24 protein-coding genes and 1 riboswitch are annotated in these 26,865 nt (G+C 73.1%); of the genes, 20 read left to right on the forward strand and 4 right to left on the reverse strand.

What is annotated here, in order from left to right:
• The first annotated feature begins 144 nt into the window (after positions 1 to 144).
• The 3 genes from trxA to D6B71_RS06025 are packed head-to-tail and all read left to right on the forward strand — an operon-like array spanning position 145 to position 1,216.
• Complete coding sequence (gene trxA, locus D6B71_RS06015) at positions 145 to 522, forward strand: thioredoxin (protein WP_121253075.1); 378 nt, start codon at positions 145 to 147, stop codon at positions 520 to 522.
• A complete protein-coding gene (locus D6B71_RS06020) occupies positions 519 to 953 on the forward strand; it encodes a DUF302 domain-containing protein (RefSeq protein ID WP_121253076.1) in 435 nt (144 codons plus the stop codon). Before trxA ends, D6B71_RS06020 begins: the two co-directional genes overlap by 4 nt.
• On the forward strand, positions 953 to 1,216 hold the full coding sequence (locus tag D6B71_RS06025; RefSeq protein ID WP_121253078.1) for a metal-sensitive transcriptional regulator: 264 nt from the start codon (positions 953 to 955) through the stop codon (positions 1,214 to 1,216). Before D6B71_RS06020 ends, D6B71_RS06025 begins: the two co-directional genes overlap by 1 nt.
• A 69-nt stretch (positions 1,217 to 1,285) precedes the next feature.
• Here the strand turns inward: D6B71_RS06025 and D6B71_RS06030 are convergent, their stop codons facing one another.
• Together D6B71_RS06030 and D6B71_RS06035 are read right to left on the reverse strand one after the other, a co-directional pair.
• On the reverse strand, positions 1,286 to 1,657 hold the full coding sequence (locus D6B71_RS06030; protein ID WP_121253080.1) for a carboxymuconolactone decarboxylase family protein: 372 nt from the start codon (positions 1,655 to 1,657) through the stop codon (positions 1,286 to 1,288).
• Between the two features lie 9 nt (positions 1,658 to 1,666).
• Positions 1,667 to 2,470, reverse strand: coding sequence for a putative protein N(5)-glutamine methyltransferase (locus tag D6B71_RS06035; RefSeq protein ID WP_121253082.1), 804 nt, complete (start codon positions 2,468 to 2,470; stop codon positions 1,667 to 1,669).
• Positions 2,471 to 2,547: 77 nt separating this feature from the next.
• Between D6B71_RS06035 and D6B71_RS06040 the strand changes: the two genes are divergently transcribed.
• The 4 genes from D6B71_RS06040 to D6B71_RS06055 are packed head-to-tail and all read left to right on the forward strand — an operon-like array spanning position 2,548 to position 6,755.
• Positions 2,548 to 3,732 (forward strand): oxidoreductase, encoded by a 1,185-nt coding sequence (locus tag D6B71_RS06040; protein WP_121253084.1) that lies wholly within the window; start codon positions 2,548 to 2,550, stop codon positions 3,730 to 3,732.
• Positions 3,733 to 3,753: 21 nt separating this feature from the next.
• Positions 3,754 to 4,857 (forward strand): NAD(P)H-dependent amine dehydrogenase family protein, encoded by a 1,104-nt coding sequence (locus D6B71_RS06045; protein WP_121253086.1) that lies wholly within the window; start codon positions 3,754 to 3,756, stop codon positions 4,855 to 4,857.
• Positions 4,854 to 5,669, forward strand: coding sequence for an SDR family oxidoreductase (locus D6B71_RS06050; RefSeq protein WP_121253088.1), 816 nt, complete (start codon positions 4,854 to 4,856; stop codon positions 5,667 to 5,669). The genes D6B71_RS06045 and D6B71_RS06050 overlap by 4 nt, the downstream gene beginning before the upstream one ends.
• Positions 5,670 to 5,678: 9 nt before the next feature.
• The gene (locus D6B71_RS06055; RefSeq protein ID WP_121253090.1) at positions 5,679 to 6,755 is read left to right on the forward strand and encodes an MBL fold metallo-hydrolase; all 1,077 of its coding nucleotides are present in this window, start codon (positions 5,679 to 5,681) and stop codon (positions 6,753 to 6,755) included.
• Here D6B71_RS06055 and D6B71_RS06060 read toward each other — a convergent pair.
• Entirely contained in the window at positions 6,745 to 7,239 is a 495-nt protein-coding gene (locus D6B71_RS06060) for a GNAT family N-acetyltransferase (RefSeq protein WP_121253092.1), read from the reverse strand. The two genes, D6B71_RS06055 and D6B71_RS06060, sit on opposite strands and share 11 nt — an antisense overlap.
• A 114-nt stretch (positions 7,240 to 7,353) precedes the next feature.
• Positions 7,354 to 7,471: riboswitch (TPP riboswitch) on the forward strand.
• Between D6B71_RS06060 and D6B71_RS06065 the strand changes: the two genes are divergently transcribed.
• The 7 genes from D6B71_RS06065 (at position 7,462) to D6B71_RS06095 (ending at position 17,447) form a co-directional block, all read left to right on the forward strand.
• A complete protein-coding gene (locus D6B71_RS06065) occupies positions 7,462 to 8,565 on the forward strand; it encodes a thiamine ABC transporter substrate-binding protein (protein WP_240641170.1) in 1,104 nt (367 codons plus the stop codon). Its footprint overlaps the riboswitch before it by 10 nt.
• 51 nt (positions 8,566 to 8,616) lie before the next feature.
• A complete protein-coding gene (locus tag D6B71_RS06070; RefSeq protein ID WP_121253173.1) occupies positions 8,617 to 10,257 on the forward strand; it encodes an ABC transporter permease in 1,641 nt (546 codons plus the stop codon).
• Between the two features lie 43 nt (positions 10,258 to 10,300).
• The gene (locus D6B71_RS06075; protein WP_121253094.1) at positions 10,301 to 11,320 is read left to right on the forward strand and encodes an ABC transporter ATP-binding protein; all 1,020 of its coding nucleotides are present in this window, start codon (positions 10,301 to 10,303) and stop codon (positions 11,318 to 11,320) included.
• Between the two features lie 45 nt (positions 11,321 to 11,365).
• Entirely contained in the window at positions 11,366 to 12,406 is a 1,041-nt protein-coding gene (locus tag D6B71_RS06080; RefSeq protein WP_240641171.1) for a phosphatase PAP2 family protein, read from the forward strand.
• 361 nt (positions 12,407 to 12,767) lie between these two features.
• Positions 12,768 to 14,102, forward strand: a complete 1,335-nt coding sequence (locus tag D6B71_RS06085) for a C40 family peptidase (RefSeq protein WP_126688195.1) — start codon at positions 12,768 to 12,770, stop codon at positions 14,100 to 14,102.
• 68 nt (positions 14,103 to 14,170) lie between these two features.
• A complete protein-coding gene (locus D6B71_RS06090; RefSeq protein WP_121253098.1) occupies positions 14,171 to 16,261 on the forward strand; it encodes an acyl-CoA dehydrogenase family protein in 2,091 nt (696 codons plus the stop codon).
• 7 nt (positions 16,262 to 16,268) lie between these two features.
• Complete coding sequence (locus tag D6B71_RS06095) at positions 16,269 to 17,447, forward strand: cysteine--tRNA ligase (RefSeq protein WP_121253100.1); 1,179 nt, start codon at positions 16,269 to 16,271, stop codon at positions 17,445 to 17,447.
• A gap of 468 nt (positions 17,448 to 17,915) precedes the next feature.
• Here the strand turns inward: D6B71_RS06095 and D6B71_RS06100 are convergent, their stop codons facing one another.
• The gene (locus D6B71_RS06100) at positions 17,916 to 18,407 is read right to left on the reverse strand and encodes an inorganic diphosphatase (protein ID WP_121253102.1); all 492 of its coding nucleotides are present in this window, start codon (positions 18,405 to 18,407) and stop codon (positions 17,916 to 17,918) included.
• A 159-nt stretch (positions 18,408 to 18,566) separates the two neighbouring features.
• On the opposite strand from D6B71_RS06100, the gene dacB reads away from it, so the two are divergent.
• The 6 genes from dacB (at position 18,567) to D6B71_RS06135 (ending at position 26,833) form a co-directional block, all read left to right on the forward strand.
• A complete protein-coding gene (gene dacB, locus D6B71_RS06105; protein ID WP_164519558.1) occupies positions 18,567 to 20,045 on the forward strand; it encodes a D-alanyl-D-alanine carboxypeptidase/D-alanyl-D-alanine endopeptidase in 1,479 nt (492 codons plus the stop codon).
• Entirely contained in the window at positions 20,042 to 20,578 is a 537-nt protein-coding gene (locus D6B71_RS06110) for a hypothetical protein (RefSeq protein WP_121253106.1), read from the forward strand. Before dacB ends, D6B71_RS06110 begins: the two co-directional genes overlap by 4 nt.
• 51 nt (positions 20,579 to 20,629) lie before the next feature.
• Entirely contained in the window at positions 20,630 to 21,676 is a 1,047-nt protein-coding gene (locus D6B71_RS06115) for a zinc-dependent metalloprotease (protein ID WP_240641172.1), read from the forward strand.
• 57 nt (positions 21,677 to 21,733) lie between these two features.
• Positions 21,734 to 22,738: a tRNA lysidine(34) synthetase TilS gene (tilS, locus tag D6B71_RS06120; protein WP_121253108.1), complete on the forward strand. Its 1,005-nt coding sequence runs from the start codon at positions 21,734 to 21,736 to the stop codon at positions 22,736 to 22,738.
• 386 nt (positions 22,739 to 23,124) lie between these two features.
• Positions 23,125 to 25,866 (forward strand): hypothetical protein, encoded by a 2,742-nt coding sequence (locus D6B71_RS06130; protein WP_126688196.1) that lies wholly within the window; start codon positions 23,125 to 23,127, stop codon positions 25,864 to 25,866.
• A 187-nt stretch (positions 25,867 to 26,053) separates the two neighbouring features.
• Positions 26,054 to 26,833 carry an Ig-like domain-containing protein gene (locus tag D6B71_RS06135; protein ID WP_121253113.1) on the forward strand — a complete coding sequence of 260 codons (780 nt, stop codon included), beginning with the start codon at positions 26,054 to 26,056 and terminating at the stop codon, positions 26,831 to 26,833.
• Positions 26,834 to 26,865 lie beyond the last annotated feature (32 nt).

Raw genomic sequence — 26,865 nt, forward strand, 5'->3', positions numbered from 1 at the left:
GGGCTCTGAGGGCGTGCGGAGCCGCGACGTACGGTGGTCGGTCCCGGCGCGATCGGCAGAGTTCTCCCGCCTGGGAATGAGATAACCCCCCTGGGGGTTATACGCTTCGTTCAGCCGCCAACGGCAGCAACTCAGGGAGGATCCATGGCCACGGTCACGCTCGGTGCCGAGAACTTCGAGAGCACCATCAACGACAACGAGATCGTCTTCGTCGACTTCTGGGCGTCCTGGTGCGGCCCGTGTCGCCAGTTCGCGCCGGTCTTCGAGAAGTCCTCCGAGGGCCACCCCGACCTGGTCTTCGGCAAGGTCGACACCGAGGCCGAGCAGTCGCTCGCCGCGGCCGCGCGGATCACCTCGATCCCGACGCTGATGGCCTTCAAGAAGGGCCACCTGGTCTTCTCCCAGCCCGGTGCGCTGCCCGCCGCCGCCTTCGAGGAGCTGGTCAAGGCCGTCGAGGACCTCGACGTCGACGCGGCGCTGGCCGAGGCCGCCCAGGCCGAGCAGGGCGAGGGTGTCGGATGACGTCCTACACGATGTCCGCGAGCGTCGCGGCGCCCTACGACGAGACCGTCGCGCAGGTGCGCGAGCGGCTGGCCGAGCAGGGCTTCGGTGTGCTCACCGAGATCGACGTGCGGGCCACGATGAAGACCAAGCTCGACGTCGACGTCGCCCCGCAGGTGATCCTCGGCGCGTGCCGGCCGCAGCTGGCGCACCAGGCGATGACGGCGGTGCCGTCGATCGCGGCGCTGCTGCCCTGCAACGTCGTGGTCCGCGAGGTCGGCGAGGGACGTACCCTCGTCGAGGCCGTGGACCCCGACTCCATGGTCGTGCTGGCCGGCTCGGAGGCCCAGGACGACGTGGCCGCGGACGCGATCCGCGACGTGGCCCGCGAGGCCAAGGAGCGGCTCACCGCCGCGCTGGCCGCGCTCACCCCCCGCTCCGAGGAGAACTGATGCAGCTCGACCCGTCCGACATGACCGCGATCATCAACCGGACCAAGCGCGCGGCCGGCCATCTGGCCAAGGTGATCCGGATGATGGAGGAGGGCAACGACTGCGAGGACGTGCTGACCCAGCTCGCCGCGGTCTCCCGGGCCCTCGACAAGACCGGCTTCGCGCTGGTGGCGACCGGTCTGCAGCAGTGCCTGGCCGAGGGCGACGGGCTGGACAGCGTCGACGTGAAGAAGATGGAGAAGCTCTTCCTCTCGCTCGCCTGAGCCAGGCCGAGCATGGCGCGGGGCCGGCCGTCGGCCGGCCCCGCGCGCGTTCCCGGAGGGCGGGGCCGACTACTGGTCGGCCTTGCCCTCCTGTGCGTCCGCGAACTCGCAGAAGGCGTTGTAGGCCCGCGGCCCGTAGATCGTCGCGGGGCCGCCCTTCATCAGGAACGTCACCCCGATCGCCTCCGCGGCCTGCTGACGCGTGGCCCCGGCCTTCACCGCGGCCTGCGCGTGCGAGGCGATGCAGCCGTCGCAGCCCTCCACGACGCCGATCGCGACCGCGATCAGCTCCTTGACCGCGACGTCGAGCTCGCCGGGCGCGAACGCCGCCTTGTGCAGCTCGCCGAAGCCCTTGTAGACGTCCGGGACCGCCTGCCGCAGGTCGCGGTGCAGCGGCCGCAGGGAGTCGAGGACAGCCTTGCCGTGTTCGTGTGTGGTCATGTCCCGATCCTAGGCACGTCCCCCCGGGGGGATCGAGGGAACGTGGTGAAGCAGACGTCCCAGCGCGACGGTGGCGTCGAGGTCGTCGTCGCGCTCGACGGTAGCCACCAGACCCGACCTCGCCAACAGTGCGGCCGAGGCCGCCGCCTGCGCCCGGCTGGTCTCGACCAGCAGCGCGCCGCCCGGACGCAGCCACGCGGGCGCTCCGGCGGCCACCCGCGCCTGCACGGCCAGCCCGTCGACCCCGCCGTCCAGGGCCACCGGGTGCTCGTGGTCGCGAGCCTCCGAGGGCATCGTGGCGATCGACCCGGTCGGCACGTAGGGGGCGTTCGCCACCAGCACGTCGACGCGGCCGCGCAGCCGGTGCGGCAGGGCGGCGTACAGGTCACCCTCGTGCACCCGCTCGCCCGGGAGGTTCTCGCGCGCGCAGGCGACCGCGACCGGGTCGACGTCGCAGGCGTGCACCTCGGCGCCCGGTCGTCGCGCCAGCAGGGCCGCCCCGAGCGCGCCGGATCCGCAGCACACGTCGACCGCGATGCCGTGCGCGCCGAGCAGCGGTGCGGCCAGCCGGACCAGCAGCTCGCTGCGGCGGCGCGGCACGAACACCCCCGGGCGGACCGCGATCCGCAGGCCCGCGAACTCCGCCCAGCCGAGCACCTGCTCCAGGGGAACCCCGGCGACCCGGTCGCGGACCAGCTGCTCGAGGGTGGCGCCGGCCGCGGCGGCCTCCTCGAGCAGGGCGGCCTCCTCCTCGGCGAAGACGCAGCCGGCGGCGCGCAGCCGCGCCACCAGTGCCGGGTCCGGACTCGTCACGTCAAGATCATCCCGCCACTCCCGCCGGCGCCGGGATCGGCGCCGTGGGTCGGGGTAGAACGCGTTACAGTTCGCGGGTGGCTCCCGACGTCTTCGCCCCCGCGACCCTCGGCCCGGTCCGCCTGCGCAACCGCGTGGTCAAGGCCGCCACCTTCGAGGGGCGCAGCCCGCAGGGCCAGGTCACCGACGACCTCATCGACTACCACCTGGCGCCCGCCCGCGGCGGGGTCGGGCTGACCACCGTCGCCTACCTGGCGGTCGCCCCCGAGGGTCGCACCCACCGCGAGGTGATCGTGGTCGGCGACGACACCCTCGCCGGGCTGACCCGGCTCGCCGACGCGGTCCACGGCGAGGGCGCGGCGATCGCCGGCCAGGTGGGCCACGCCGGCCCGGTCGCCAACGGCCGCTCCAACAAGGTCAAGGCGATCGCGGCCAGCTCGATGCCGAGCCCGCTGTCGATGCAGATGATCCGCACCGCCTCCGAGGCCGACCTGACCCGGGTGACGCGGGCGTACGTCGCCGCCGCCCGCACGCTGGTGCGCGCCGGGTTCGACGTGCTCGAGCTGCACATGGCGCACAGCTACCTGATCTCCTCGTTCCTGGCCCCCGGCCTCAACCGGCGCAAGGACCGCTGGGGCGGGTCGCTGGAGAACCGCGCCCGGCTGGGCCGGCAGGTCGCGCGCGCCGTGCGCGAGGAGGTCGGCGACGCGGTCGCGGTGACGGCGAAGGTCAGCCTGTCCGACGGGTTCAAGGGGGGCGTCACGACCGCCGAGGGCCTGGAGTACGCCCGCCTGCTGGAGGCGGACGGACACCTCGACGCCCTCCAGCTGAGCGCGGGCAGCTCGCTGATGAACCCGATGTACCTCTTCCGCGGCGACGTGCCGCTGAAGGAGTTCGCCGCCGCGATGCCGGTGCAGGTGCGGTGGGGGATGCGCACGGTCGGCAAGAGCTTCCTCAAGAGCTACCCGTTCGAGGAGGCCTACCTGCGCGAGAAGGCCCTGCGGTTCCGCTCCGAGCTCGCGATGCCGCTGATGCTGCTCGGCGGCATCAACCGCCGCGACACCATGGAGCAGGCGATGGCGGAGGGCTTCGACTTCGTCGCGATGGGGCGCGCGCTGCTCCGCGAGCCCGACCTGGTGCGCCGGCTGGAGGAGGAGCGCGTGAGCGAGGGCAGCTGCATCCACTGCAACCGGTGCATGCCGACGATCTACTCCCGCACCGTGTGCCCGGTGGCCGAGACCGCCACCCTTCCCAAGATGTAGAACGCGTTCTAGGTTGACCGCATGTCAACCGGCTCCTCCACCACCGCGAACACCCCGCTGCGCGTCGTCGTCTGGTCCACCGGCACCGTCGGCCGGCACGCGATCGCCGGCATCGACCGCCACCCCGGCCTCGAGCTGGTCGGGGTGTGGGTCTCCAACCCCGACAAGGACGGCCGGGACGCGGGCGCGCTCGCCGACCTCGACCGCGAGCTCGGCGTCACCGCCACCACCGACCGCGACGCCCTGCTGGCGCTGCGTCCCGACTGCATCGTGCACACCGCGATGACCGACGACCGGGTCTTCGAGTCGATCGAGGACCTCATCGGCTTCCTGGAGGCCGGCGTCAACGTGGTCTCCAGCGGACCGGTGCTCTTGCAGTGGCCCGAGCACATCCTGCCGCCCGAGAGCCTCGAGCGGATCGCCGCCGCCGGCCGGGCCACCGGCGCCAGCCTGCACGTCAACGGCATCGACCCCGGCTTCGCCAACGACGTGCTGCCGCTCTCGCTCACCAGCCTCTCCCAGCGCATCGACGAGGTGCGCGTCATGGAGATCGCCGACTACTCCACCTACTACCAGCCGGTCGTGATGCGCGACCTGTTCGGCTTCGGCAAGCCGATGGACGAGGTGGCCTTCCTCTGGCAGCCGGGGGTGCTGAGCATGGCCTGGGGCAGCGTGGTCCGCCAGATCGCCGCCGGGCTCGGCGTCACCCTCGACGAGCCGCTGACCGAGGAGGTCGAGCGGATCCCCGCCGACCGCGACCTCGACACCGCCTCGGTGTTCGTCGAGGCCGGCACCATGGGCGCGGTCCGGTTCCAGGTGATCGGCAAGGTCGACGGGGTGCCGAAGGTCGTGCTCGAGCACGTCACCCGCACCGCGGTCGACCAGGCGCCGCAGTGGGCGACGCCGCCCGAGGGCGGCGGCTGCTACCGGGTGGTGATCACCGGCGAGCCGATGATGCAGTGCGACTTCGTGCACCACGGCGAGCACGGCGACCACAACGTCTCCGGCATGATCGTCACCGCCCAGCGCCTGGTCAACGCCGTGCCCGCCGTCGTCGCCGCCGAGCCCGGCCTGGTCACCGCGCTCGACCTGCCGCTGGTCACCGGCCGGGGGCTCGTGTCGTGAGCATCCTCGACCGGTTCACCCTCACCGACCAGGTCGCGGTCGTCACCGGCGCCGGCCGCGGCATCGGCGCCGCCACCGCCGTGGCCTTCGCCGAGGCCGGCGCCGACGTCGTGATCTCGGCCCGCACCGCCGAGCAGCTCGAGAAGGTCGCGGCCCGGATCGCCGAGACCGGCCGCCGCGCGCTCGTCGTCCCCGCCGACCTCAGCGACACCGACGCGGTCGCCGGCCTGGCCCGGGCGGCGTACGACGAGTTCGGCCGGCTCGACACGGTCGTCAACAACGTCGGCGGCACCATCCCCAACGCCTTCCTCGACACCGACGTGGCCTATCTGGAGGAGTCCTTCCACTTCAACGTCAGCACCGCCCACGCGCTGAGCCGGGCCGCGGTGCCGCTGATGCTCGCCTCGCCGGCCGGTGAGAAGTCGATCGTCGTGGTCAGCTCGATGATGGGCCGGGCCGCCGGCCGCGGCTACCTGGCCTACGGCACCGCGAAGGCCGCGCTGGCGCACTGGGCCCGGCTCGCCTCCCGCGACCTCGCCCCGCGGATCCGGGTCAACGGCATCTTCGTCGGCTCGGTGATGACCAGTGCGCTCGAGTTCGTCGCCGGCGTGCCCGAGATGATGGACCAGCTCGAGGGCAACACCCCGCTCGGCCGGGTCGGGGAGGCCGAGGACATCGCCGCCGCCGCGCTCTACCTCAGCTCGCGCGCCGGGCAGTACGTCACCGGCAAGATGCTCGAGGTCGACGGTGGCATCCAGGAGCCGAACCTGTCGCTGGGGCTGCCCGACCTGGAGCCCGGTGCCGGCTCCTAGGGTGGCGGGGTGACCTCCCCTCCACCCGGCCCGGCCGACACCGCCCACGCGATCTCCCCGGACTCGGGGGCGCACTGGGCCGAGCCCGGCGCCTGGCCGGTCGCCGACGGCATCCACCGGATCCCGCTGCCCCTGCCCATGGACGGGCTGAAGGCGGTCAACGTCTATGCCCTCGAGACCGAGAGCGGGCTGACCCTGGTCGACGGCGGCTGGGCGATCACCGAGGCCCGGCAGGCACTCGAGGCGGGCCTCGGCCGGATCGGGTTCACGGTCGGCGACATCCGGCACTTCCTGGTCACCCACGTGCACCGCGACCACTACACACTGGCCTCGGTGCTCGGGCGCGAGGTCGGCGCCACGGTCAGCCTCGGAGCCGGCGAGAAGCCGACCCTCGACTTCCTCAACACCGTCGACCTGGCCTCGGCCGACCCCACCGTCGCCGCGCTGGTCGCCGCCGGCGCCGGCCGCGTCGCCGAGAAGTGGAGCAAGCTGCACGACGGCCGGCTCCCCGATCGCGAGCACTGGCGCTACCCCGACACCTGGCTCGAGGGCGACCACGAGGTCGCCGTCGGGTCGCGCACCCTCGACGCCGTGCACACCCCCGGCCACACCCAGGGCCACTACGTGTTCGCCGAGCGGACCGCGGCGCTGCTGTTCTCCGGCGACCACGTGCTGCCGACGATCACCCCGTCGATCGGCTTCGAGACCCCGCCGGTGCAGCAGCCGCTGCGGGACTTCCTCGGCTCGCTGGCCAAGGTCCGGGCGCTGCCCGACCTCACCCTGCTGCCCGCCCACGGTCCGGTCGCGCCGTCCAGCCACACCCGCGTCGAGCAGCTGCTGGTGCACCACGACGAGCGGCTGCGGCTCTCGCTGGAGGCGCTCGCCCACGGCCCGCGCACGGCGTACGACGTCGCCGGCGAGCTGCCCTGGACGCGGCACGCGCACGCGTTCTCCTCGCTCGACCTGTTCAACGCGGCGCTGGCGTCGATGGAGACCAAGGCGCACCTGGAGCTGCTCGTGGCGCAGGGGCGGGCGGCGCGTGAGGTCACCCCCGACGGGGTGCTGTTCGCCGCGGTCAGCGGCTGAGGCTGCCGGTGGACCTCCGCATCGGCACGTGCGGGATGTCGTCCTCGAGGTACTCCGGGCCGGTCTGCTCGAACCCGAACCCGGCGTACCAGCGGGCCAGCGGGCTCTGCGCGTCGAGCACCACGTCGCGGGCCGGGTCCAGCCGGGCGCACTCGGCCAGGGCGGCGTGCATCAGCCGGTCGGCCACGCCACGGCCGCGGTGGCTGGGGGCGAGCAGCACCCGGCCGATCCGCCAGAGCGTGCCGTCGTCGAGCAGCCGCAGGTAGCCGACCAGCCGCTCCTCGCCGGAGTCGTCGCCGGTGTCCTGGCCGGTGTCGTCGTCGGTGAGCAGCAGGTGCCGGGTGCCGCGCTCGGGGTCGCGGCCGTCGAGGTCGGGGTAGGGGCAGGCCTGCTCCACCACGAACACCGCCTGCCGCAGCCGCCAGATCTCGTACGCCGTGCGGGCGTCGAGGTCGTCGAATCCGCAGACCCTCAGCTCACTCACGCAGGAACGCTAGCGCCAGACGCCACGCCGCCCGCGCCTCGGGTGGACCACCTGTCCCCGGCCCCCCCACACGCCCACCCCCCGGCCGCCGACGGCGCTCGCGCTAGGGTGCGCCTGAACAGACAGGGGAGCACGTGGCCACCGGCCGGGCGTGCTGAGAGTGCGGAACCGCCGCAGACCCTCCGAACCTGATCCGGTTAGCACCGGCGAAGGGAGTCACCGATGCAGCGCATGCGCCCGTCCGTCGCCGCCACCCGCCGCTTGTCCGCGGTCGCGCTCACCGCGAGCCTGGCGCTCCTGGGAGCCTGCTCCACGATGGGCGAGGACGACCCGCCCGAGACGACGCCCGAGGGGAGCCCGGCCCCCGAACGGGTGGTGCTGGTCACCCACGACTCGTTCGCGCTGCCCAAGAAGCTGATCCGGGCGTTCGAGGCCGAGCACGGTCTGACCCTGGAGGTCCGCGCGAGCGGCGACGCCGGCACGCTGACCAACAAGCTGGTGCTCACCCAGGACAACCCCACCGGCGACGTGGCCTTCGGGATCGACAACACCTTCGCCTCCCGCGCCGTCGAGGCCGACGTCTTCGCCGCCCTCGACGTGCAGCCGCCCTCCGGGGCCGAGCGGTTCGTGCTGCCCGGGGCCACGAACGACGACGGCGACCCGGTGCTCGCCCCCGTCGACCAGGCCAACGTGTGCGTCAACGTCGACGACACCTGGTTCGAGCGCGAGGGGCTGGCGCCGCCGGAGACGCTCGAGGACCTCGCCGACCCGGCGTACGAAGGGCTGTTCGTGACCCCGGGCGCGACCACCAGCTCGCCCGGCATGGCCTTCCTGCTGGCGACGATCGCCGAGTACGGCGAGGAGTGGCCCGACTACTGGGAGCGGCTGCTCGCGAACGGGGTGAAGATCACCGACGGCTGGTCGGACGCCTACCAGGTCGACTTCACCCAGGGCGGCGGCAAGGGCGACCGGCCGATCGTGCTCTCCTACGACTCCTCCCCGGCGTTCACCGTCGACGGCGACCAGACCACCACCAGCGCGCTGCTCGACACCTGCTTCGCCCAGGTCGAGTACGCCGGGGTGCTGAGCGGGGCGGAGAACCCCGACGGCGCCCAGCAGGTGGTGCAGTGGCTGCTCGACGAGGACGTGCAGGCCGCGCTGCCCACCAGCATGTACGTCTTCCCGGTGGACTCCGGCGTGGAGCTGCCCGAGGACTGGGCGCGCTTCGCCGAGCAGCCGAGCGACCCGGCCACGGTCGACCCCGAGGAGATCACCGAGCGCCGCGACGAGTGGCTGCGCGAGTGGAGCGACCTGATCACGCGATGACCCGCCGATGACGCGCCGATCCAGCAGCGGGGGAGCGAGCCGGTGCTGAGCATGCCGGCCCGGCGGCTGCTGGCGCTGCTGGCGCTGGCCGCCGCGCCGGTGCTGGTGGTCGGGGTGTTCTTCGTGGTGCCGGTCGCCGGCATGCTGGCCCGGGGGGTCTGGCCCGACGGCGACTTCGCCCCGGGCGCCGTGCTCGAGGTGCTCGCCCGGCCGCGGACCGGACGGGTGCTGTGGTTCACGGTCTGGTCGGCGAGTGTCGCGACCGTGTGCGCGGTGCTGCTCGGCCTGCCCGCGGCGTACGCCCTGCACCGGCTGGAGTTCCCGCTGCGGCGGCTGCTGCGGGCGGCGCTGCTCGTGCCGTTCGTGCTGCCGACCGTGGTGGTCGGGGTGGCGTTCCGGCAACTGCTCGGCGAGGCCGGGCCGCTGGGCTTCCTCGGGCTCGACGGCACCCCGGTCGCGATCGTGGCCGGGCTGGTGTTCTTCAACGTCTCGGTGGTGATCCGCACCGTCGGGGGCGCCTGGGAGACGCTCGACCCGCGGCCGGCCGAGGCCGCCGCCGCGCTGGGGGCCACCCCCTGGCAGGTGCTGCGCACGGTCACCCTGCCCGCGCTGCGGCCGGCGATCGTCTCGGCGGCCACGGTAGTGTTCCTGTTCTGCGCGACGTCGTTCGGGGTGGTGCTCATCCTCGGCGGTCCGCGCTACGCCTCGGTCGAGAGCGAGATCTATCTGCTCACCACCAACCTGCTCGACCTGCCCGCCGCGGCCGCGCTGTCGCTGGTGCAGCTCTTCGCGGTGCTGGCGCTGCTCAGCGTGGCCGCCCGGTTGCGCGCGGTGCCCGACCCGACCGTGGCCAGGCTGGCGCCCCGTCCCCGGCGGCCCCGCGCCGGGGACTGGCCGCAGCTGGCCGGCACCGGGCTGCTGCTGGTCCTGGTGTCCGCGCCGATCGTGACGCTGGTGGTCGGCTCGCTGCGCGTCGACGGCGCCTGGGGCCTCGGCAACTACCGGGCGCTCGGCTCCGTAGGCTCCCGCGACGCGCTCGTGGTGCCGGTGACGGAGGCCCTGGAGATGTCGCTGCGTACCGCCGTCGACGCCACCGCGATGGCGCTGCTGGTGGGGCTCCTGGTCGCGCTGGTGGTGACCCGCCGCTCGCGTGGTCGCGCCGAGCGGCGGCTGCGCGGCCTCCTGGACGGCTTCTTCATGCTGCCGCTCGGGGTGTCCGCGGTGACCTTGGGCTTCGGCTTCCTGATCACGCTCGACCGGCCGCCGCTGGACCTGCGCGACGCGGGCCTGCTGGTGCCGATCGCGCAGGCGCTGGTGGCGCTGCCGCTGGTGGTGCGCACGCTGGTGCCGGTGCTCGCCGGCATCGACGACCGCCAGCGGCAGGCGGCGGCCTCGCTGGGTGCGGGGCCGCTGCGCACGCTCGTCACCGTCGACCTCCCGGTGACCTGGCGTCCGCTGCTGGCGGCCGCCGGCTTCGCGTTCGCCGCGTCGCTGGGGGAGTTCGGGGCGACCGCGTTCCTGGCCCGCGACGACCGGCCGACGCTGCCGGTGGTGATCTTCCGGCTGATCGGGCACCCGGGGGCGATGAACTACGGCATGGCGCTGGCGGCGTCGGTGGTGCTGGCCGCGACCACCACCGCGGTGATGCTGGCGGTCGAGCGGCTGCGGGTGCCCTCGGTGGGTGCGCTGTGAGGTCGCGGCGTGATGATCTCCCGGTGAGTGGAGGTGAGGTGGGGTGCTGAGCCTGGAGCGGGTGGGCGTGGCGTTCGACGGGGTCCCGGCGGTCGTCGACGTCAGCCTCGACCTGCCCGACGGCCAGGTGCTGGCCGTGCTCGGGCCGTCCGGCTCCGGCAAGTCCACGCTGCTGCGGGCCGTCGCCGGCCTCGAGACCCCCGACTCCGGGCGGATCAGCTGGGACGGCGCCGACGTCGCCGGCGTCCCCACGCATCGGCGTGGCTTCGCGCTGATGTTCCAGGACGGACAGCTGTTCAACCACCTCACCGTGGCCCGCAACGTCGGCTACCCACTGCGGCTGCGCCGGGCCCCCCGGCGCGAGGCCCGGGTCGCGGAGCTGCTCGAGCTGGTCGGGCTGCCCGGCTACGCCGACCGGCTGCCCGCCACGCTCTCCGGGGGCGAACGACAGCGGGTCGCGCTGGCCCGGGCGCTCGCCGTCGAGCCGCGGCTGCTGCTGCTCGACGAGCCGCTCTCGGCTCTCGACGCGGGCCTGCGCGAGCGGCTCGCCACCGACCTGCGCGAGATCCTGCGGACCGCTGGCACCACCGCGCTGATGGTCACCCACGACCACGAGGAGGCGTTCACGGTCGCCGACCGGCTCGCGGTGATGCGCGCCGGCCGGTTGGTCCAGCACGGCGACATCGCCACGGTGTGGCGCTCCCCCGCCGACCCGGAGACGGCCCTGTTCCTCGGCTACGCCCGGGTGCTGCGCGGTGCCGCCGCCGAGCGGGTGCTGGCGGCGGCCGGCCTGCCCGCCGCGCCCGCGCTCGCCGTACGCCGGTCGGCGGTGACCGTGGCGCCCCCTGGGGCCGCGGGGGCGCTGACCGGCCGGTTGTCCGGCCGGCTGACCGGGGTGGTGCGCGCCGCCCGGGTCACCCCGGAGCAGGTGCGGCTGGTGGTCGACGTCGACGGTGTCGGCGAGCTCGACGCCGTCGCCTCGCTCGCCGCCCACCCCGGTCCGGGCGAGCGGGTGGACCTCGCCGTCGACGGCAGCCGGACCGCGCTGCTGCCGCGCGACTGACGCCCGGCGAGGCCGGCCGGTCGGCTCTTCCCTACACTGGCCCGCGTGTACCGCCGCGCCTACACCGTCATGATCGGCACGGCGGTGGTCATGGGGGCCTGGGCGGTCGCCACCGCCGCCTCGCTCGATCGGTGGCTCATCGACCCCGAAGGCAGCTTCCTCGGCCCCTCCTGGCTGCGCCTCCCGCTGCTGCTGCTCGGCGCGGTGCTGCTCGACCTGTTGCCGCGCACCCTGTGGGAGTCGAAGCTGCACCCGAAGGCGATGCCGGCCGTGGTGCGGAGCCGGCTGCGCACCCACTGGAACCGCGACCGGCTGACGCTGGTCGGGCTCGGGGTGATCTGCTTCTACATCACCTACGTGAGCTACCGGAACCTCAAGTCGTTCCTGCCGTCGGTCATCGACACGATGTACGACCGCGAGCTGCACCTGCTCGACCGGGCGCTCTTCTTCGGCCACGACCCCGCCACCGTGCTGCACGGGCTGCTCGGCACCGAGGTGATCGCGTGGCCGCTGTCCTACATCTATCTGTGGTTCATCCCGATGGTGCCGCTGGGCGTCACCGCCTGGATCGTCTGGACCCGCAACCTCTCCTACGGCTACTGGTTCGTCACCTCGCAGTGCCTGGCCTGGTCGCTGGGCACGCTGTCCTACTACGCGCTGCCGACGCTCGGGCCCGGCCTGGAGTACCCCGCGCTCTACGTCGACCTGGCCCACACCCCGACCACGGACCTGATGAACTCGCTGGTCACCGACCGGCAGGAGGTGCTGCTCGGGATCGGCGAGATGCAGACCGTCGCCGGGTTCGCCAGCCTGCACACCGGCATCACGCTGCTGCTCGCGCTGATGGTGCAGTTCACCGTCCGCAACCGGATCGCCCGGTGGGCGGTGTGGATCAACTTCGCACTCACGATCGTGGCCACCTTGTACTTCGGCTGGCACTACATCGCCGACGACGTCGCCGGCGTCGTCATCGCGCTGCTCGCCTTCTACATCGGCGGCCTCGCCACCGGCCAGAAGTTCGACCGGCACGGTCTGGCTTCGCACCCGACGACCACCACCGCGAAGATCCCCGTCGACCGGGACTGACGCAGGACGCGCGTCAGCGGCCTCAGTGAGCCACGCGGTGCGGTGCCGGGCCGGCGAACCGGTGGCCGCGACGGCTTGTAACGCGGTGTCCAGACAACTTCTGCGGCGTTGTGACACCGCAGAAGTTGGCTGGACACCGCGTTGCAGCTGGCCGCCACGCCGCGAGCTGGCGACGTCGAAGAATTACAATGATGTAGTTCGTCAAGGCGACACGCCGATGAGTTGCGGAAAATCTGGGGAATCTGTTCCCAATGTGACGAATGATCACTAACGTGACTTCTGAGGCCCCGGAGCGCAGTGGTGCGCACGGGGCCGGTGTGCGGCCGCACGGGTCGCCGGAGGCTGCGGAGAGGGCGACGACGTGCGACTGCGACGGGGTGCGGCGAGCGTGACGGCACTCGGGCTCATCGCCGGCGGGCTGGCGGTCCAGGCAGGGGTGTTCGGCGCGATCGCCGACCCCGGGTCGAACGACCCGGCTCCCAGCCGCGCCGAGGTCCGCGACGCCCGCGCCGACGCCGTGGCGGCCGCGGACGACGTCGAGGCCGTGCAGGCCCAGCTGGTGCTGGCCAACCAGCGGCTGCAGGCCGCCTCGATCGCCGCCGCCCAGGCCGCGGAGGCCTACAACGGTGCCCGGTGGGAGGCCCGCCAGGCGCGGCGGGCCGCGACCGCCGCCGAGCGAGCCGCCGGCGCCGCCGCCGGTGACGTCGAGCGCCAGCAGGACGCGTACGCCGACGCCCTCGTCACGTCGTACCAGACTTCGCCCGGCCTGGCCGGCCTCTCGTCGCTGACGCGCGCCGACGGGATCTCCGACGCTCTGGAGCGGCTGGCCACGATGCGCACCGCCGAGGACGCCCTCGACGGCAACTACGACGAGTTCCGGGCCGCCGCCGTGCTCGCCGAGGTCTCGCTCGAGCAGGCCGCGGAGGCCCGCGAGGAGGCCGAGCGGGCGGCGAGCCGGGCTCGTGCGGCGCGCGACGCCGCCGCGGCCGCGGCCGATGCGGCAGCCGGTGAGGCGAGCGTGGTCGCCGCCGAGAAGGACGCCCTGATCGCCCGGCTCGCCCAACTGCAGGACATCAGCGTGGCCCTGGCCGAGCGGCGGCAGAGCGCGCTGGAGGCGCAGGCCGCCGAGGCCGCGGCGGCGGCCGCCCAGGCCGAGGCGGAGCAGCAGCAGGCGCAGCCAGACGATCAGGACAGCGAGCCCGAGCAGCAGGCGCAGCCAGACGGTCAGGACAGCGAGAACGAGCCCTCCCAGGAGCCCTCCCAGGAGCCGGCACAGGCCCCCGAGCCGGCTCCCGCCCCGGAGCCCCAGCCGCAGCCGGCACCCGCACCCGGCGCCGGTGCGCCGGCGGCGATCGCGTTCGCCCGCGCCCAACTCGGCGAGCCCTACCGCTGGGCCGCCGCCGGCCCGGCGGCGTGGGACTGCTCCGGCCTGACCATGGGTGCCTGGGCCGTCGGCGGCAAGGGCCTGCCGCACTACTCGGTCGCGCAGTACGAGCAGTCGACGCCGATCGGCGCGGGCGACCTGCGCCCCGGAGACCTGGTGTTCTGGGGGTCCTCGAGCAGTCCCTCCTCGATCTACCACGTGGCGCTCTACGTCGGTGGCGGCCGGATCATCCACGCCCCGCGCACCGGTCGCCCGGTGACCGAGGAGTCGATGTACTACTGGATCCCGCCGAACTTCCACGCCCGCCCCTGACCGCGGAGCGCTCCAGACCACACGGCGGCCCCGGCGTGGCGGCACCCGCGGATGGGTATTCGAGGGGCATGACTGGCGAGGCCACCCCCCACGTGACCGACGACGCGAACCACGGCGCCACCACCGTTCCCCCGGTCGAGGAGCTGCCGAGCACCGCCCCGCCGGCCGCGCCACAGGTCGACGCCGACCTCGGGGCCGGCGAGCGGGCCGGGCGCCGACCGCCCGCGGTCGACGTCCCCGAGCTGGCCCGGCTCCTCGACGGCCGGTACGCCGAGGTGCGGGGGCTGGTGCGCAGCAACCTGGCCGACTACGCCTCGATCCTCGAGGAGGCCGAGACGCTCTCGCGCGCCGACTACCGCGAGCGGGTGCGCGACCTCGTCGTCGAGATGGCCGCCACCGGCCAGACCGGGATGGGCTTCCCCGAGGAGTACGGCGGCGGCGGCGACCTGGGCGCCTCGATCGCCGCGTTCGAGACCCTCGCCTTCGGCGACCTCTCGGTGCTGGTCAAGGTCGGTGTGCAGTTCGGCCTGTTCGGCGGCGCGATCCTCCAGCTCGGCACCCGGGAGCACCACGACGCCTACCTGCGCGACCTGATCACCGGCAAGTTGATGGGCTGCTTCGCGATGACCGAGAGCGGGCACGGGTCGAACGTGCAGGCCCTCGGCACGGTCGCGACGTACGACCTGGCCAGCGGCGAGTTCGTCATCGAGACCACCAGCGAGCAGGCCCGCAAGGACTACATCGGCAACGCCGCCGCGCACGCCGAGCTGGCCGTGGTCTTCGCGCAGCTGCACGTCGGCGGGGAGTCGCACGGCGTGCACGCGTTCGTGGTGCCGATCCGCCAGGACGGCGAGCCGGCTCCCGGCGTGCGGATCGAGGACGACGGCCTCAAGATGGGCCTCAACGGCGTCGACAACGGCCGGATCTGGTTCGACCGGGTGCGGGTGCCGCGTTCGGCGCTGCTGAACCGGTTCGCGGAGGTCTCGCCGTCGGGGGTCTACTCCAGCCCGATCGAGAACCCCAACAAGCGGTTCTTCACGATGCTCGGCACCCTGGTCCAGGGCCGGGTCTCGGTGGGAGGCGCCGGCATCAATGCCGCGAAGGTCGCGATCACGCTCGCGGTCAAGTACGCCCTGCGCCGACGGCAGTTCGAGGCCACCTCCGAGGACGCCGAGGAGCTGCTGCTCGACTACGGCCTGCACCAGCGGCGGCTGCTCCCGCTGCTGGCCCGCACCTATGCGCTGCACTTCGCCCAGGAGGTGGTCCGCGGGCAGCTGCACGACGTCCTCTCCGAGGCGGGCGACGGCAGCGCCGAGGACGAGCACGCCCGCCGGGAGCTCGAGTCGCGGGCCGCCGGCACCAAGGCGCTCGGCACCTGGCACGCCACCCGCACCATCCAGGAGTGCCGCGAGGCCTGCGGCGGCGCCGGCTACCTCTCGGTCAACCGATTCGCGGCCCTCAAGGCCGACACCGACGTGTTCACCACGTTCGAGGGCGACAACCACGTGCTGCTGCAGCTGGTGGCCAAGGGCCTGCTCACCGACTACGCCAGCGACTTCGAGGACCTCGACCAGCTCGGCACGGTCCGCTTCGTCACCAGTCTCGCGGTCGAGACCGTGATCGAGAAGACCTCGGTGCACAAGCTGCTCGAGCGGATCCGCGACGTGCTGCCCGGCGGCGACCAGTGGGACCAGGAGGCGGGCCTGCTCGACTCCGACTACCAGCTGGCGATGCTGCGGTTCCGGGAGGAGCACATGCTCTCCGGGGTGGCCCGCCGGCTCAAGCGGGGCATGGACCAGGGGATGAACCCCGGCGAGGTGTTCAGCCGGGTGCAGGACCACGTGGTCGCCGCGGCCAACGCCCACGTCGAGCGGCTGACTCTCGAGGCGTTCGTCGACAAGGTGCGCGGTCTGCCCGACGGCGACACCAAGGTGGCGCTGGGCCTGCTGTGCGACCTGCACGCACTGTCGGCGATCGAGGCCGACCGGGCCTGGTTCATGGAGCACGGCCGGCTCTCGGTGAACCGGTCGAAGGCGATCAGTCGCGAGATCGGCAGCCTGTGCCGCCAGGTCCGCCCGATCGCCGGAGAGCTGGTCGACGCCTTCGGGGTGCCGCCGGAGATGCTGCGCGCACCCGATCTGCTCGGGACTGAGGCATGATCGGCGGGTGAGCGCACCGCTGAGCCCCTCCGGTGTCGTCGGCCTGGCCGGCCGCGTCCCCGCCGTCGATTCCGACCCGGTGCGCAGCGGCGCGCTGGTGCTGGCCGGTGCGCCGCTGCCGCTGACCGGGGCGCTGCACCTCTACACCTGCGGGATCACGCCGTACGACGTGACGCACCTGGGGCACGCCGCGACGTTCGTGTGGGCCGACGCGCTGGCCGCCGTCGCCCGCGAGGCCGGCGTCACGCCGGTCGTGTGCCGCAACGTGACCGACGTCGACGACGTGCTCACCGACGCGGCCACCGGGCGCGGCTGGCCCTACGACGAGTTCGCGCTCACCCAGGAGTTCCTCTTCGACCGCGACATGGCCGCGCTGCGCGTGGCCGCACCGACTCACGCGCCGCACGCCCGCGCGCACGTGCGCCACGTCGTGCAGCTGGCCGCGGCCCTGCTGCGCGCCGGCGCGGCGTACGAACGCGAGGGCCACGTGTTCTTCCGCGGTGCTCCGGCGGTCGCCGGCAGCGGCGTGGGCGAGTCCGAAGCGGCTCGGCTCGCCGAGGAGTTCGGCGACCGGGCCGACGACGGCCGCGACGACCCGTGCGACGTGCCGGTCTGGCGCCCGTCGGCCGAGGACCAGCCGGCCTGGCCGAGCCCGTGGGGGTGGGGGCGTCCCGGCTGGCACGCGGAGTGCGCGGCGATGGCCTGGTCGGTCTGCGGCGCCAGCGTCGACGTGCTCGCCGGCGGCGCCGACCTGGCGTTCCCGCACCACGCCTACCAGGCGGCGATGGTCGAGGCCGCCTCCGGCGTCGCGCCGTTCGCGCGGCGCCAGGTGCATTGGGGCGAGGTCCGCCTGGACGGCGCCAAGATGGCCAAGTCGACCGGCAACCTGGTGCTCGTCGCCGACCTGCTCGCCGAGCACCGCCCCGCCGCCGTCCGGCTGCTGCTGCTCGACCGGCCCTGGGCCGAGCCGTGGGACTACCGGGCCGAGGACCTCCAGGCCGCCGAGCGGCGGCTCGACGAGCTGTACGCCGCCGCGGGCCGCCCCGGCGCGGGCCGCCCGGACGCCGGACCGGTCCTCGACCGGCTGCTCCACGACCTCGACGTGCCCGGCGCGGTCGCGGTGGCCCTCGACCAGGGTGGCGCCTCCGCCCGGGCCCTGCTGCGGGTGCTCAAGCTCGACGCCTGATCTGGCCCCGCCGACCCGTCACTCGTGGTGGGTGTCACGGCGCTGACCTGTCACTCGTGGTGGGTGTCAGGGTGCTGACCCGTCAGTTCTTGTCCCCCGAGGAGGGTGACCCGCCGCGCGTCGTCCCTGGACCGGGGTGAACCGTCGTTCGTGGGCCGCATGACGATGACCGCCTGCCACTGCCGCTCGCCGGCCGGGGCGGCGGGCCGACGGCGTACGAGCGTTCGTCGACGGCCGCGGGTCAGCGGTGCCAGGTCGACCACGAGCGGCGGGTCAGCGGTCCCAGGTCGACCACGAGCGGCGGGTCAGCGGCCTCACGTCGACCACGAGCGGCGGGTCAGCGGCCTCACGTCGACCACGAGCGGCCGGTCAGCGCCCACCCGACCACCCCCGGAGACGGCGGACGGCGCCGGCCCGCGAGGGGGACCGGCGCCGTCGGCGTACAGGCGGGGCGTGGGCCGAGGGTCGTCAGTGACCGTTGGTCTTGGCGCGCTCGAAGGAGGCGTGCACCTCGGCCTCGGCCTCGGTGCGGCCGACCCACTCGGCGCCCTCGACGGACTTGCCGGGCTCGAGGTCCTTGTAGACCTCGAAGAAGTGCTGGATCTCGAGGCGGTCGAACTTCGAGACGTGGTTGATGTCGCGCAGGTGCTCCAGGCGCGGGTCCTGGGCGGGCACGCACAGCACCTTGTCGTCGCCGCCGGCCTCGTCGGTCATCCGGAACATGCCGATCGCGCGGCACTTGATCAGGCAGCCGGGGAAGGTGGGCTCCTGCAGGATCACCAGCGCGTCGAGCGGGTCGCCGTCGAGGCCGAGGGTGTCCTCGATGAAGCCGTAGTCCGCGGGATACTGCGTGGAGGTGAACAGGGTCCGGTCCAGCCGGATGCGGCCCGACTCGTGGTCCACCTCGTACTTGTTGCGCTGGCCCTTCGGGATCTCCACCAGCACGTCGAACTCGAGCACGTCATCCTCCGCGGAATGCAATATCGTCGGCAGGCCATCGGGCGGCCCCGGCAGGGCTCCCGGCCGTTCGGTCGGGGTGCGCGACGGGCTGCCCGGCGCGCGGGTTTTCGTCAGTGTCGCGCACAATGTGCCCGAATGCGCAGCCGGGAAGGGGTCGAGGTGGCACGGAGTGACCTACGCCACACGTCGTCGCCGGCGTGGCGGCGCCGTCTGGCCGCGGTCGTCCTGGTGCTCGCGATGGTCGCCGCCACCGTCGTGGTCTGGCCCGACTGGTGGCGCGACCGCTGGGACGGCTGGTTCGGCGAGCAGCCCCCCGCAGGGCCGGCCGCGATCCCACCACCGCCCGGTCTCGAGCTGCCCCGGCTGGCCCGGCCGGCCCCGGTCGCGGCGCCGGTGGACCCCGACACGGCCGGCGCGCTGTCGCGAGCACGGGTACGCCGCGCGCTGGCGCCCTATCTCGACGACCCCGACCTGGGCCGCCACGTCGTGGCCGCGGTCGCGCCGCTCGGCGAGGGCGCTCCGGTGCTCACTCGGGGCGACACCGTGGTGCCCGCCTCGACCACGAAGCTGGTCACGGCCACCGCCGCCCTGCTGGCGCTCGGGCCCGACCACGTCTTCGAGACCCGCGTCGTGCGCGCGGGCCGCAACGGGGTGGTGCTCGTCGGTGGCGGCGACCCGTTCCTGGCCGCCGCGCCCACCCCGCGCGGTGAGCCCGCGGCGTACCCGCCTCGAGCCGACGTCGCCACGCTGGCGCGCGAGACCGCCCGGGCGCTGCGTGGCGACGGCGTGCGCCGGGTGCGGGTGGGCTACGACGACACCCTGTTCACCGGGCCGACCGCGAGCCCGGAGTGGGAGCCCGGCTACGTCCCCGACGGCGTCGTCTCGCCGATCACCGCGCTGTGGCTCGACGAGGGTCGCGACCCGTCCGGCTACGGCCGGGTGGCCGACCCGTCGGCGGCGGCGGCGGAGCGGTTTGCCGCGGCCCTGGCGGACGCCGGCATCCGGGTGACCGGCGCGCCCGGTCCGGCGAGCGCCCGGGCCGGCGGCGCCGAGCTCGCCGTGGTCGAGAGCGCGCCGCTGTGGCAGATCGTCGAGCAGGTGATCCTGGTCAGCGACAACGAGGCGAGCGAGGTGCTCGCCCACCACGTCGGTCTGGCCGAGGCCGGCGAGGGGTCGTTCGCCGCCGGCCGCACCGCGATCGAGCAGGTGCTCACCCGGGCCGGCGTCGACTTCGCCGGGAGCCTGCTGCACGACGGCAGTGGTCTCTCGCGCGGCAACCGGATCCACTGGCGGCTGCTGGTCGACGTGCTCCGGCTGGCCGCCTCCGACGAGCACCCCGAGCTGCGCTCGGTGCTCACCGGTCTCCCGGTCGCCGCGTTCACCGGGTCGCTGAGCGAGCGGTTCGCCGACGGGCCGGCTGCGGGCAGGGGCCGGGTGCGGGCGAAGACCGGCACGCTGAGCGGGGTCAGCTCGCTGGCCGGCATCGCCACCGACCTCGACGGCGTACCCATGGTGTTCGTGCTGGCGGCCGACAAGGTGCGGCTCGAAGACACCCTCGACGCGCGGGATGCGCTCGACGCGGCCGCGGCGGCGCTCGGAGCCTGCAGCTGCGCGGCGCCCGGCGGGGCCCGGTCGTGACCTGGTGGTCGGTCGGCCCGGTCGGGGCGTCGCGTGACCTGTGGGTGCACGTCCACGGGGACGGAAAGCCCGGCCGTGGGCGGTGGGTCACTCCCGCCGGCCGCGACGTGCTGAAGGTGCTGCGCGCCGAAGGACCACCCGGGTTGGACGTGGCGGTGCACTGGGTCCAGCAGCGCGACTCCCGCGGCAAGCGGCCGACCGCCATGCTCTGGCAGACCGACCTGTCCGGGTTCAAGCTGGTCTCGACCGACATGGTCGAGGTGCTGCGACAGCACTGCCCGGACCTCCGCACCTTCCCCGACCTCGACATCCGGCTGCGCAACGGCGAGCGGGTCTCCGGGTATGTCGGGGTGCTCGAGCCGTTCGCGGTCGACGCACCGGTGCACTCCTACTTCAGCGACCGGAGGGCCCACCGCCTCGTGGTGGACGACGACGTCTCCCGGGCGCTGCGCTCCTCCGACCTGGCGGGGCTGGAGATCACGGAGGCGCCAGGGCCGTTCCCCGGTGACCTCTACGTCGACGAGGACGACTGACGCCGCCCGGCCGCGGGTGGAGGGTTGGTTGGCCGCCGGTACCGTCGCAGCATGACGAAGCAGCAGCCGGGCAGCGGCTCGATGGTCGACTGGGACCTCGCCGTGAAGGTCGGCTCCCGGATCGCCGGTGAAGGACCCGAGGTCGCCCGCACCGAGGCGGCCGCCGTGGTCGCCGGGCTGCGCGCGGACGCGGAGCGCTCCACCGGCCTGGTGCAGGACTTCACCGGGCTGGTCGCCCCGCCGGGTACCGCCCCGGTGCTGGTGGTCGACCGGCAGAGCTGGGTGCAGGCGAACGCCGACTCCTTCGCCACCGTGATGGAGCCGCTGGTGCACAAGCTGACGGAGAAGAAGCCGCCAACGGGGCTGGCGAAGGCGGTCGGCTCCCGGGTCACCGGCGTCGAGGTGGGCGGCCTGCTGGGGTTCCTGTCCGGCAAGGTGCTCGGCCAGTTCGACCCGTTCTACGAGCCGGGTGGGCGGCTGCTGCTGGTGGCGCCGAACATCGTCCACATCGAGCGCGAGCTCGGTGCCGACCCGACCGACTTCCGGCTGTGGGTGTGCCTGCACGAGGAGACCCACCGGGTGCAGTTCACCGCCGTGCCGTGGATGCGGGAGCACCTCTCCGCGCAGGTCGAGGCGCTCGCCGAGACCGTCGAGCCCACGAAGCTGCTCGACGACGGGCTCTCCCGGGTCGTGGAGGCGCTGCGCGGCGGGCTGGGCCAGCAGGGGCTGCTCGACGTGGTCAGCAGTCCCGAGCAGCGGGAGATCCTCGACCGGGTCACCGGCATGATGTCGCTGCTCGAGGGCCACGCCGACGTCGTCATGGACGGCGTCGGGCCGAGCGTGATCCCGAGCGTGAAGAAGATCCGGGCGGGCTTCGACCGGCGCCGCCAGGGTGTCGGCACCCTCGACCGCGTGCTGCGCCGGCTGCTCGGGCTGGACGCGAAGATGGCGCAGTACCGCGACGGGGCGAAGTTCGTGCGCGGCGTGGTCGACAAGGTCGGCATGGCCGAGTTCAACGCGGTCTGGGAGCACGCCGACAACCTGCCGTCGAAGGACGAGATCGCCGACCACGAGGCCTGGGTTGCCCGGGTGCTGTGACCGCCTCCCCGTGACGGACGGCATGGGCGGCGCGGCGGGCGCGGTCCGGAGGGCGAGGTGAGCCTGCACCCGGCGGTCGCCGCGGTGCGGATCGGCGTACGCCGCTGGCTGGTTGCGGGTGGTCCCGGGCCGGGGCGCGCGGTGGTGGTCGCCTGCTCGGGTGGCGCGGACTCGCTGGCGCTGCTGGCCGCCACGGTCTTCGAGGGGCACAAGGTCGGGTTGCGGGTGGTCGGCGCGACCGTCGACCACGGCCTGCAGGAAGGCTCGGCCGAGCAGGCCGCCCGGGTGGTGGCGCAGATGGCCGAGCTCGGGGCCGACGAGACGCTGTCGGCGCGGGTGTCGGTGGACGCCGGCGGGCTCGGACCGGAGGCGGCCGCCCGGCGGGCGCGGTACGCCGTGCTGGAGCAGGTCTCCGCGCACGTCGGCGGCGAGGCGGGTCCGGCGCCGGTCCTGCTGGGCCACACTCGCGACGACCAGGCGGAGACCGTGCTGCTGGGGCTCGCCCGCGGGTCGGGCGGCAGGTCGCTGGCCGGCATGCGCCGGGCCTTCGACTGCTTCGCCCGCCCGCTGCTCGACGTCTCGCGTGACGACACCGTGACCGCCTGCCAGGTGCAGGGCATCGAGTTCTGGGACGACCCGCACAACGACGACCACGGCTTCGCCCGGGTGCGGGCACGGCGCCGGGTGCTGCCGGTGCTCGAGGAGGAGCTCGGCCCCGGCGTCGCGGCCACGCTGGCCCGCACCGCCGACCAGCTGCGCGCCGACATGGACCTCCTCGACGACCTTGCCGACACGGCGTACGCCGAGCTGGTGGCGGCCGACGGCTCCCTCCCGGTCGCCGGGCTCGGCGCCCAGCCCGACGCCCTGCGCCGCCGGGTGCTGCGGCTGGCCGCGCTCGCCGCCAGGTCGCCGGCCTCGGAGCTGTTCCACACCCATGTGCTCGCCCTCGATGCGCTGGTCACCGACTGGCGGGGGCAGAAGTGGGTGGACCTGCCTGGGCATGTGCGGGGCGAGCGGCGGGACGGCGCGATCGTTCTGCGGGAGTTTCCAAGGCTGGGGTGATAGTTAGGACGGACTAGTCAGGTGCAATTTCTGGACCATTTCTTCGCATTCTGGCGGGTTTCTCGAGGCGTTTTGGCAATCCCGGACGGCGCCTGACCTTAGGTTCCACCCAACGACATCAATTGGGGGGAACCATGCCGTCGTCGACGCTTCGACATTTCCTGCTTCTAGGCATCACCAGCCTGGGTCTCACTCTCGGATCTTTGGCCCCGGTGACTGCTGCTTCACCCGCGGCACAACTGGGGCCGGCCCGGGCGCCTGTCTCGCTCGCGGCGAACTCGCTCGATGAACCGGTCGAGCCTCCGGACTTTCCGACGCCCGCGGAGGGTCAGGCCCTTCTGCATGGAGTGGTTCAGAGTGAACTCGACTCCAGTTTCCTCGACGACGTGTTGGTCGAGGCATGGCTCCTCGAGGGTGAGGACGAGGAGCCGGTGGCGTCGGCGTTCACCTATGCCGGCCCGGAGCAGGAGCATGGCTGGTTCGCACTCCACGTTCCGCCGGGAAGCTACCGCCTTACGTTCAGTCGCTTCGACATGCACGATGCGGAGATCGCGTCCGTCATCGTGGTCGCGGACCAGGTGCACGACGTGGGCGCGGTGAAGCTAGCAGCCAGGCAGGGCATCCTGATCCGCGTGTTCGATTCTGTGTTCGCCGGTTCGATGGAGGGAGTGGAGGTTGCCCTCGCAGGTCCTGAAGGGTTCTCCAAGTCCGCCGTCCTCGATTCAGATGGCCGCGTCTACTTTGACGAACTCGCTGGGGCGGGCGAGTACACAGTCGTCGCGTCCAAGGATGGCTACATAGCGGCCGAAGAGACCGTGACCTACAGCGGCAGCTTCCTCGAACTGTCTCTCGGACTGGAGCCCGACCTGACCTGCACGCCGACCACGGTGAACGACTCGTTGACGAACATGGGCTTCGAGGATGAGCTCGTGGGCTGGACTCAAGGTTTCGCTCGTGAAGGTGTTGAGGTCGTCGGCGCCGACGAGTTCACCCAGCCGTGGGAAGGCGACCACATGGCTCGCCTTGGCCACACCTACGACTCTGATGCGACGAACCAGCCGGAGGGTCCGAATCTGCTGTGCCAGGACTTCGTGGCCAGCCGCGACAACGAGGCGTTCTCCTTCAACATCTTCACCTACGACTACACCGGATTCGACGAGTTCCACTTCGACGTCGCGGTGATCGAGCCGGATTCCGGGGAGGTGCTGGCCTCCTACACGCAGGGGGCGTGGGCGGAGGGCACCGATCTGAAGACCTCCGGTTGGCGGACCGCGACGGTGGACACCTCTGCCCACATCGGGGAGACGCTGCGGTTCGTCGTCCGCTCCGGCGGCACAGAGGACGACCTGTACGGGTTCTGGACCTACCTCGACTCCGCTGAGGACGCCGCCCCGCCTGTGAACCTCGACGTCTCGGCTGACACCGCCACCGGCAGTGTCAACCAAGACCCGGTGACCGGCCAGTTCACCGTCACCTTCCCGACCGCCGAACCCTCCGACCTCACCCTGACGTTCCCGGCAGTCTGCACCGACGAGAGCATCCAGCCCGAGGTGACGGTCCTCTACGACGGTGTGCCATACCCCGCCCTGGGTGACGGAGACGGCTTGTTCCAGGCCACGATCCCGAAGACGGCCATCGCCGCGAGCGTTACGGGCGGCGTGATCTCGACGCAGGTCGAGTGCGTGGGTCAGACCACCCTGGTCACCACCTTGGGGCAGATCGTGCTCTACGACCCCAGCGGGTTCGTCACCGACGCGGCGACCGGTGAGCCGGTCAAGGGCGCGGAGGTCCTGTTGCACAAGGTGCCGGGCTGGACCCCGAACGAGGAGGGCACGCTCGAGCCCGGCACGTGTGAGACCAACGAGTCGAAGGCCGCCGGCGCACCCTGGGGCCAGCCCGCGCCGGTCCACCTCGGCGTTCCCGTTAGCGCGGCCAGCCCGGAGATCGACCCAAACGTCAATCCTCAGCTGACCAACGCCTCGGGCTACTACGGCTGGGACGTGGCCAAAGGCTGCTGGTACGTCACCGTCCGTGCTGACGGTTACCTCGATCTCGTCAGCCCGGTTGTCGGCGTGCCCTCCGCGGTCACCGATCTGGACCTGGCTCTGGTCCCTGTCCCGGTCATTCCGCCGCCGACTCCGGGCGGCGGAGGCGGAGGTGGCGGCACACCCGCCACGGCCCCGGTCAACACCGCGAAGCCGACGATCACCGGCACCGCCAAGGTCGGGGAGACGCTGACCGCGACACCGGGCACCTGGAACACCGAGGGCCTGACCTTCGGCTACCAGTGGCTGCGCGACGGCGAGGCCATCGCCGGCGCCACCGGGACGACGTACGTCGCCACGGCCGAGGACAGCACGCACGGCCTGTCGGTGCGGGTGACCGCCTCCAAGACCGGTCTGCCGAACGGCACCGCCGACTCGACGGCAGTGACCGTGGCGGCCGGCGACGCCCCCGTGGCGTCGGCGCCGCCGGCGATCACCGGCGACCCGGAGGTCGGGGAGACGCTGACCGCGAGCGAGGGCACCTGGGACCTGACCGGGCTGACCTTCGGCTTCCAGTGGGAGCGCGACGGTGAGCCGATCGCCGGTGCCACCTCGTCGACGTACCAGGTCGTCGAGGCCGACCGGGGCAGCGAGCTGACGGTGGTCGTCACCGCCAGCAAGCCGGGCTACGCCGACGGCACCGCGACCTCCGACGGGGTCGACGTGCCCGAGGGCGAGGAGCCGCCGGTCGACCCGGAGCCCGTGGCCACCACGACGACCGTCAGCCTGGTCGACCGCGTCGTCCGGCTCCCGCAGCGCGGCGTCGTCAAGGTGCGCGTCGTGCGGGAGGACGGCGAAGCGGCTGTCGGCCGGATCGCGGTCAAGGTGAACGGCAAGGTCGTGGCCGAGCGCAAGGTGCGCGAGGCCGCCGACGGCCAGGTGAGGGTCAAGCTGCCGAAGCTCAAGCGCGGCGTGCACAAGGTGCGGGTGGTGTTCACCGGCGGCGAGGGCGTCGAGTCCTCGACCTCCGACCGGGTGCTGCTCAAGGTGCGTCCCGCGAAGCGGCACGGCGGGCCCAAGGGCGGCGGCCAGCTCGTCGACATCCCCACGAGCAAGGAGTTGCTCGCGATGCTGTGGGGCTGACCCACACCAAAGGGCGGGGCGGTCACCGAGAGGTGGCCGCCCCGCTCCCGTTCTCGGCAACGGGTCGACCGGGTGGTCTTCGCCTCGTTCACCTGACCCATCCGGGTGGTTTTCGTCACGTTCGCTCCGGGAAACCGGCCCAGCGCCGACTCTGTTGATGACCATCCGGGAGCCGAGGAGTACCGCCATGACCACCACCCGCCGCAGCCGCCGCCTGCTGGTTGCCGCCTCCACCGTCCTGGCCGGCGGTCTCGCGGTCGCGACGCTGTCGCCCAGTGGCGCCACGACGGCCGTCCCCGACGCCGCGGGCGTGGTGCTGAAGGCGCCGGAGCCGGCGAAGGGCAAGGCCTGGATCCAGGGCACCGTGCAGGACCGAGCGGGCCGCGCGCCGCTCGGCGTGTTGGTCGAGGCGTTCGAGCCCGGCAGCTCCGCCGTGGTCGCCAGCTCGCTCACCTACGCCGGCCCCACCCGGCACGGCAACGAGGTCGACGGCTTCTTCTTCCTGGTCGTGCCCGCCGGCGAGTACGTCCTGAAGTACTCCAGCCCGGCCGGGACTCCCGACCCCTTCCGCACCGTGCGCTCCGCCGGCACGGTCAAGGTCGGCGGACGTGACGTGCGGCGGGTGGACACTCAGACCATGACGCTCGTGCGCAAGGCGAAGGTCACCGTCGCCGCCGAGCTGTCCAGCAAGCAGGTGCGCAGCAACAAGCGCGCCACCGTCACCCTGCAGGTCACCAGCCCGGACGTCGACCCGGTCACCGGCGACGTCGAGGTCACCAAGGGCCGCAAGGTCTTCGGCGAGGCCGAGCTGGTCCGCTCCGACCGCGGATCGGCCGAGATCGAGCTGCCCAAGCTCCGCCCCGGCATCTACAAGATGGTCGTCGCCTACGCCGGCAACGACTACACCTCGGCCGGTCAGTCCGAGGTGCTGAAGCTGACCGTCAAGGCTCCGCCGCGTAAGCGCTGACCCGTAGCAGCAGCCTCCGTCGCGCGGCCGGA

This window comes from Nocardioides ferulae, assembly GCF_003660455.1.
GTDB classification, from domain to species: domain Bacteria; phylum Actinomycetota; class Actinomycetes; order Propionibacteriales; family Nocardioidaceae; genus Nocardioides; species Nocardioides ferulae.

What these genes read in the sequence shown, in the direction of transcription:
- trxA (WP_121253075.1), top strand. Translation starts at nt 145, where the DNA reads ATGGCCACGGTCACGCTCGGTGCCGAGAACTTCGAGAGCACCATCAAC.
- D6B71_RS06020 (WP_121253076.1), top strand. Translation starts at nt 519, where the DNA reads ATGACGTCCTACACGATGTCCGCGAGCGTCGCGGCGCCCTACGACGAG.
- D6B71_RS06025 (WP_121253078.1), top strand. Translation starts at nt 953, where the DNA reads ATGCAGCTCGACCCGTCCGACATGACCGCGATCATCAACCGGACCAAG.
- D6B71_RS06030 (WP_121253080.1), bottom strand. Translation starts at nt 1,657, where the DNA reads ATGACCACACACGAACACGGCAAGGCTGTCCTCGACTCCCTGCGGCCG.
- D6B71_RS06045 (WP_121253086.1), top strand. Translation starts at nt 3,754, where the DNA reads ATGTCAACCGGCTCCTCCACCACCGCGAACACCCCGCTGCGCGTCGTC.
- D6B71_RS06065 (WP_240641170.1), top strand. Translation starts at nt 7,462, where the DNA reads ATGCAGCGCATGCGCCCGTCCGTCGCCGCCACCCGCCGCTTGTCCGCG.
- D6B71_RS06070 (WP_121253173.1), top strand. Translation starts at nt 8,617, where the DNA reads ATGCCGGCCCGGCGGCTGCTGGCGCTGCTGGCGCTGGCCGCCGCGCCG.
- D6B71_RS06090 (WP_121253098.1), top strand. Translation starts at nt 14,171, where the DNA reads ATGACTGGCGAGGCCACCCCCCACGTGACCGACGACGCGAACCACGGC.
- D6B71_RS06115 (WP_240641172.1), top strand. Translation starts at nt 20,630, where the DNA reads ATGACGAAGCAGCAGCCGGGCAGCGGCTCGATGGTCGACTGGGACCTC.
- D6B71_RS06135 (WP_121253113.1), top strand. Translation starts at nt 26,054, where the DNA reads ATGACCACCACCCGCCGCAGCCGCCGCCTGCTGGTTGCCGCCTCCACC.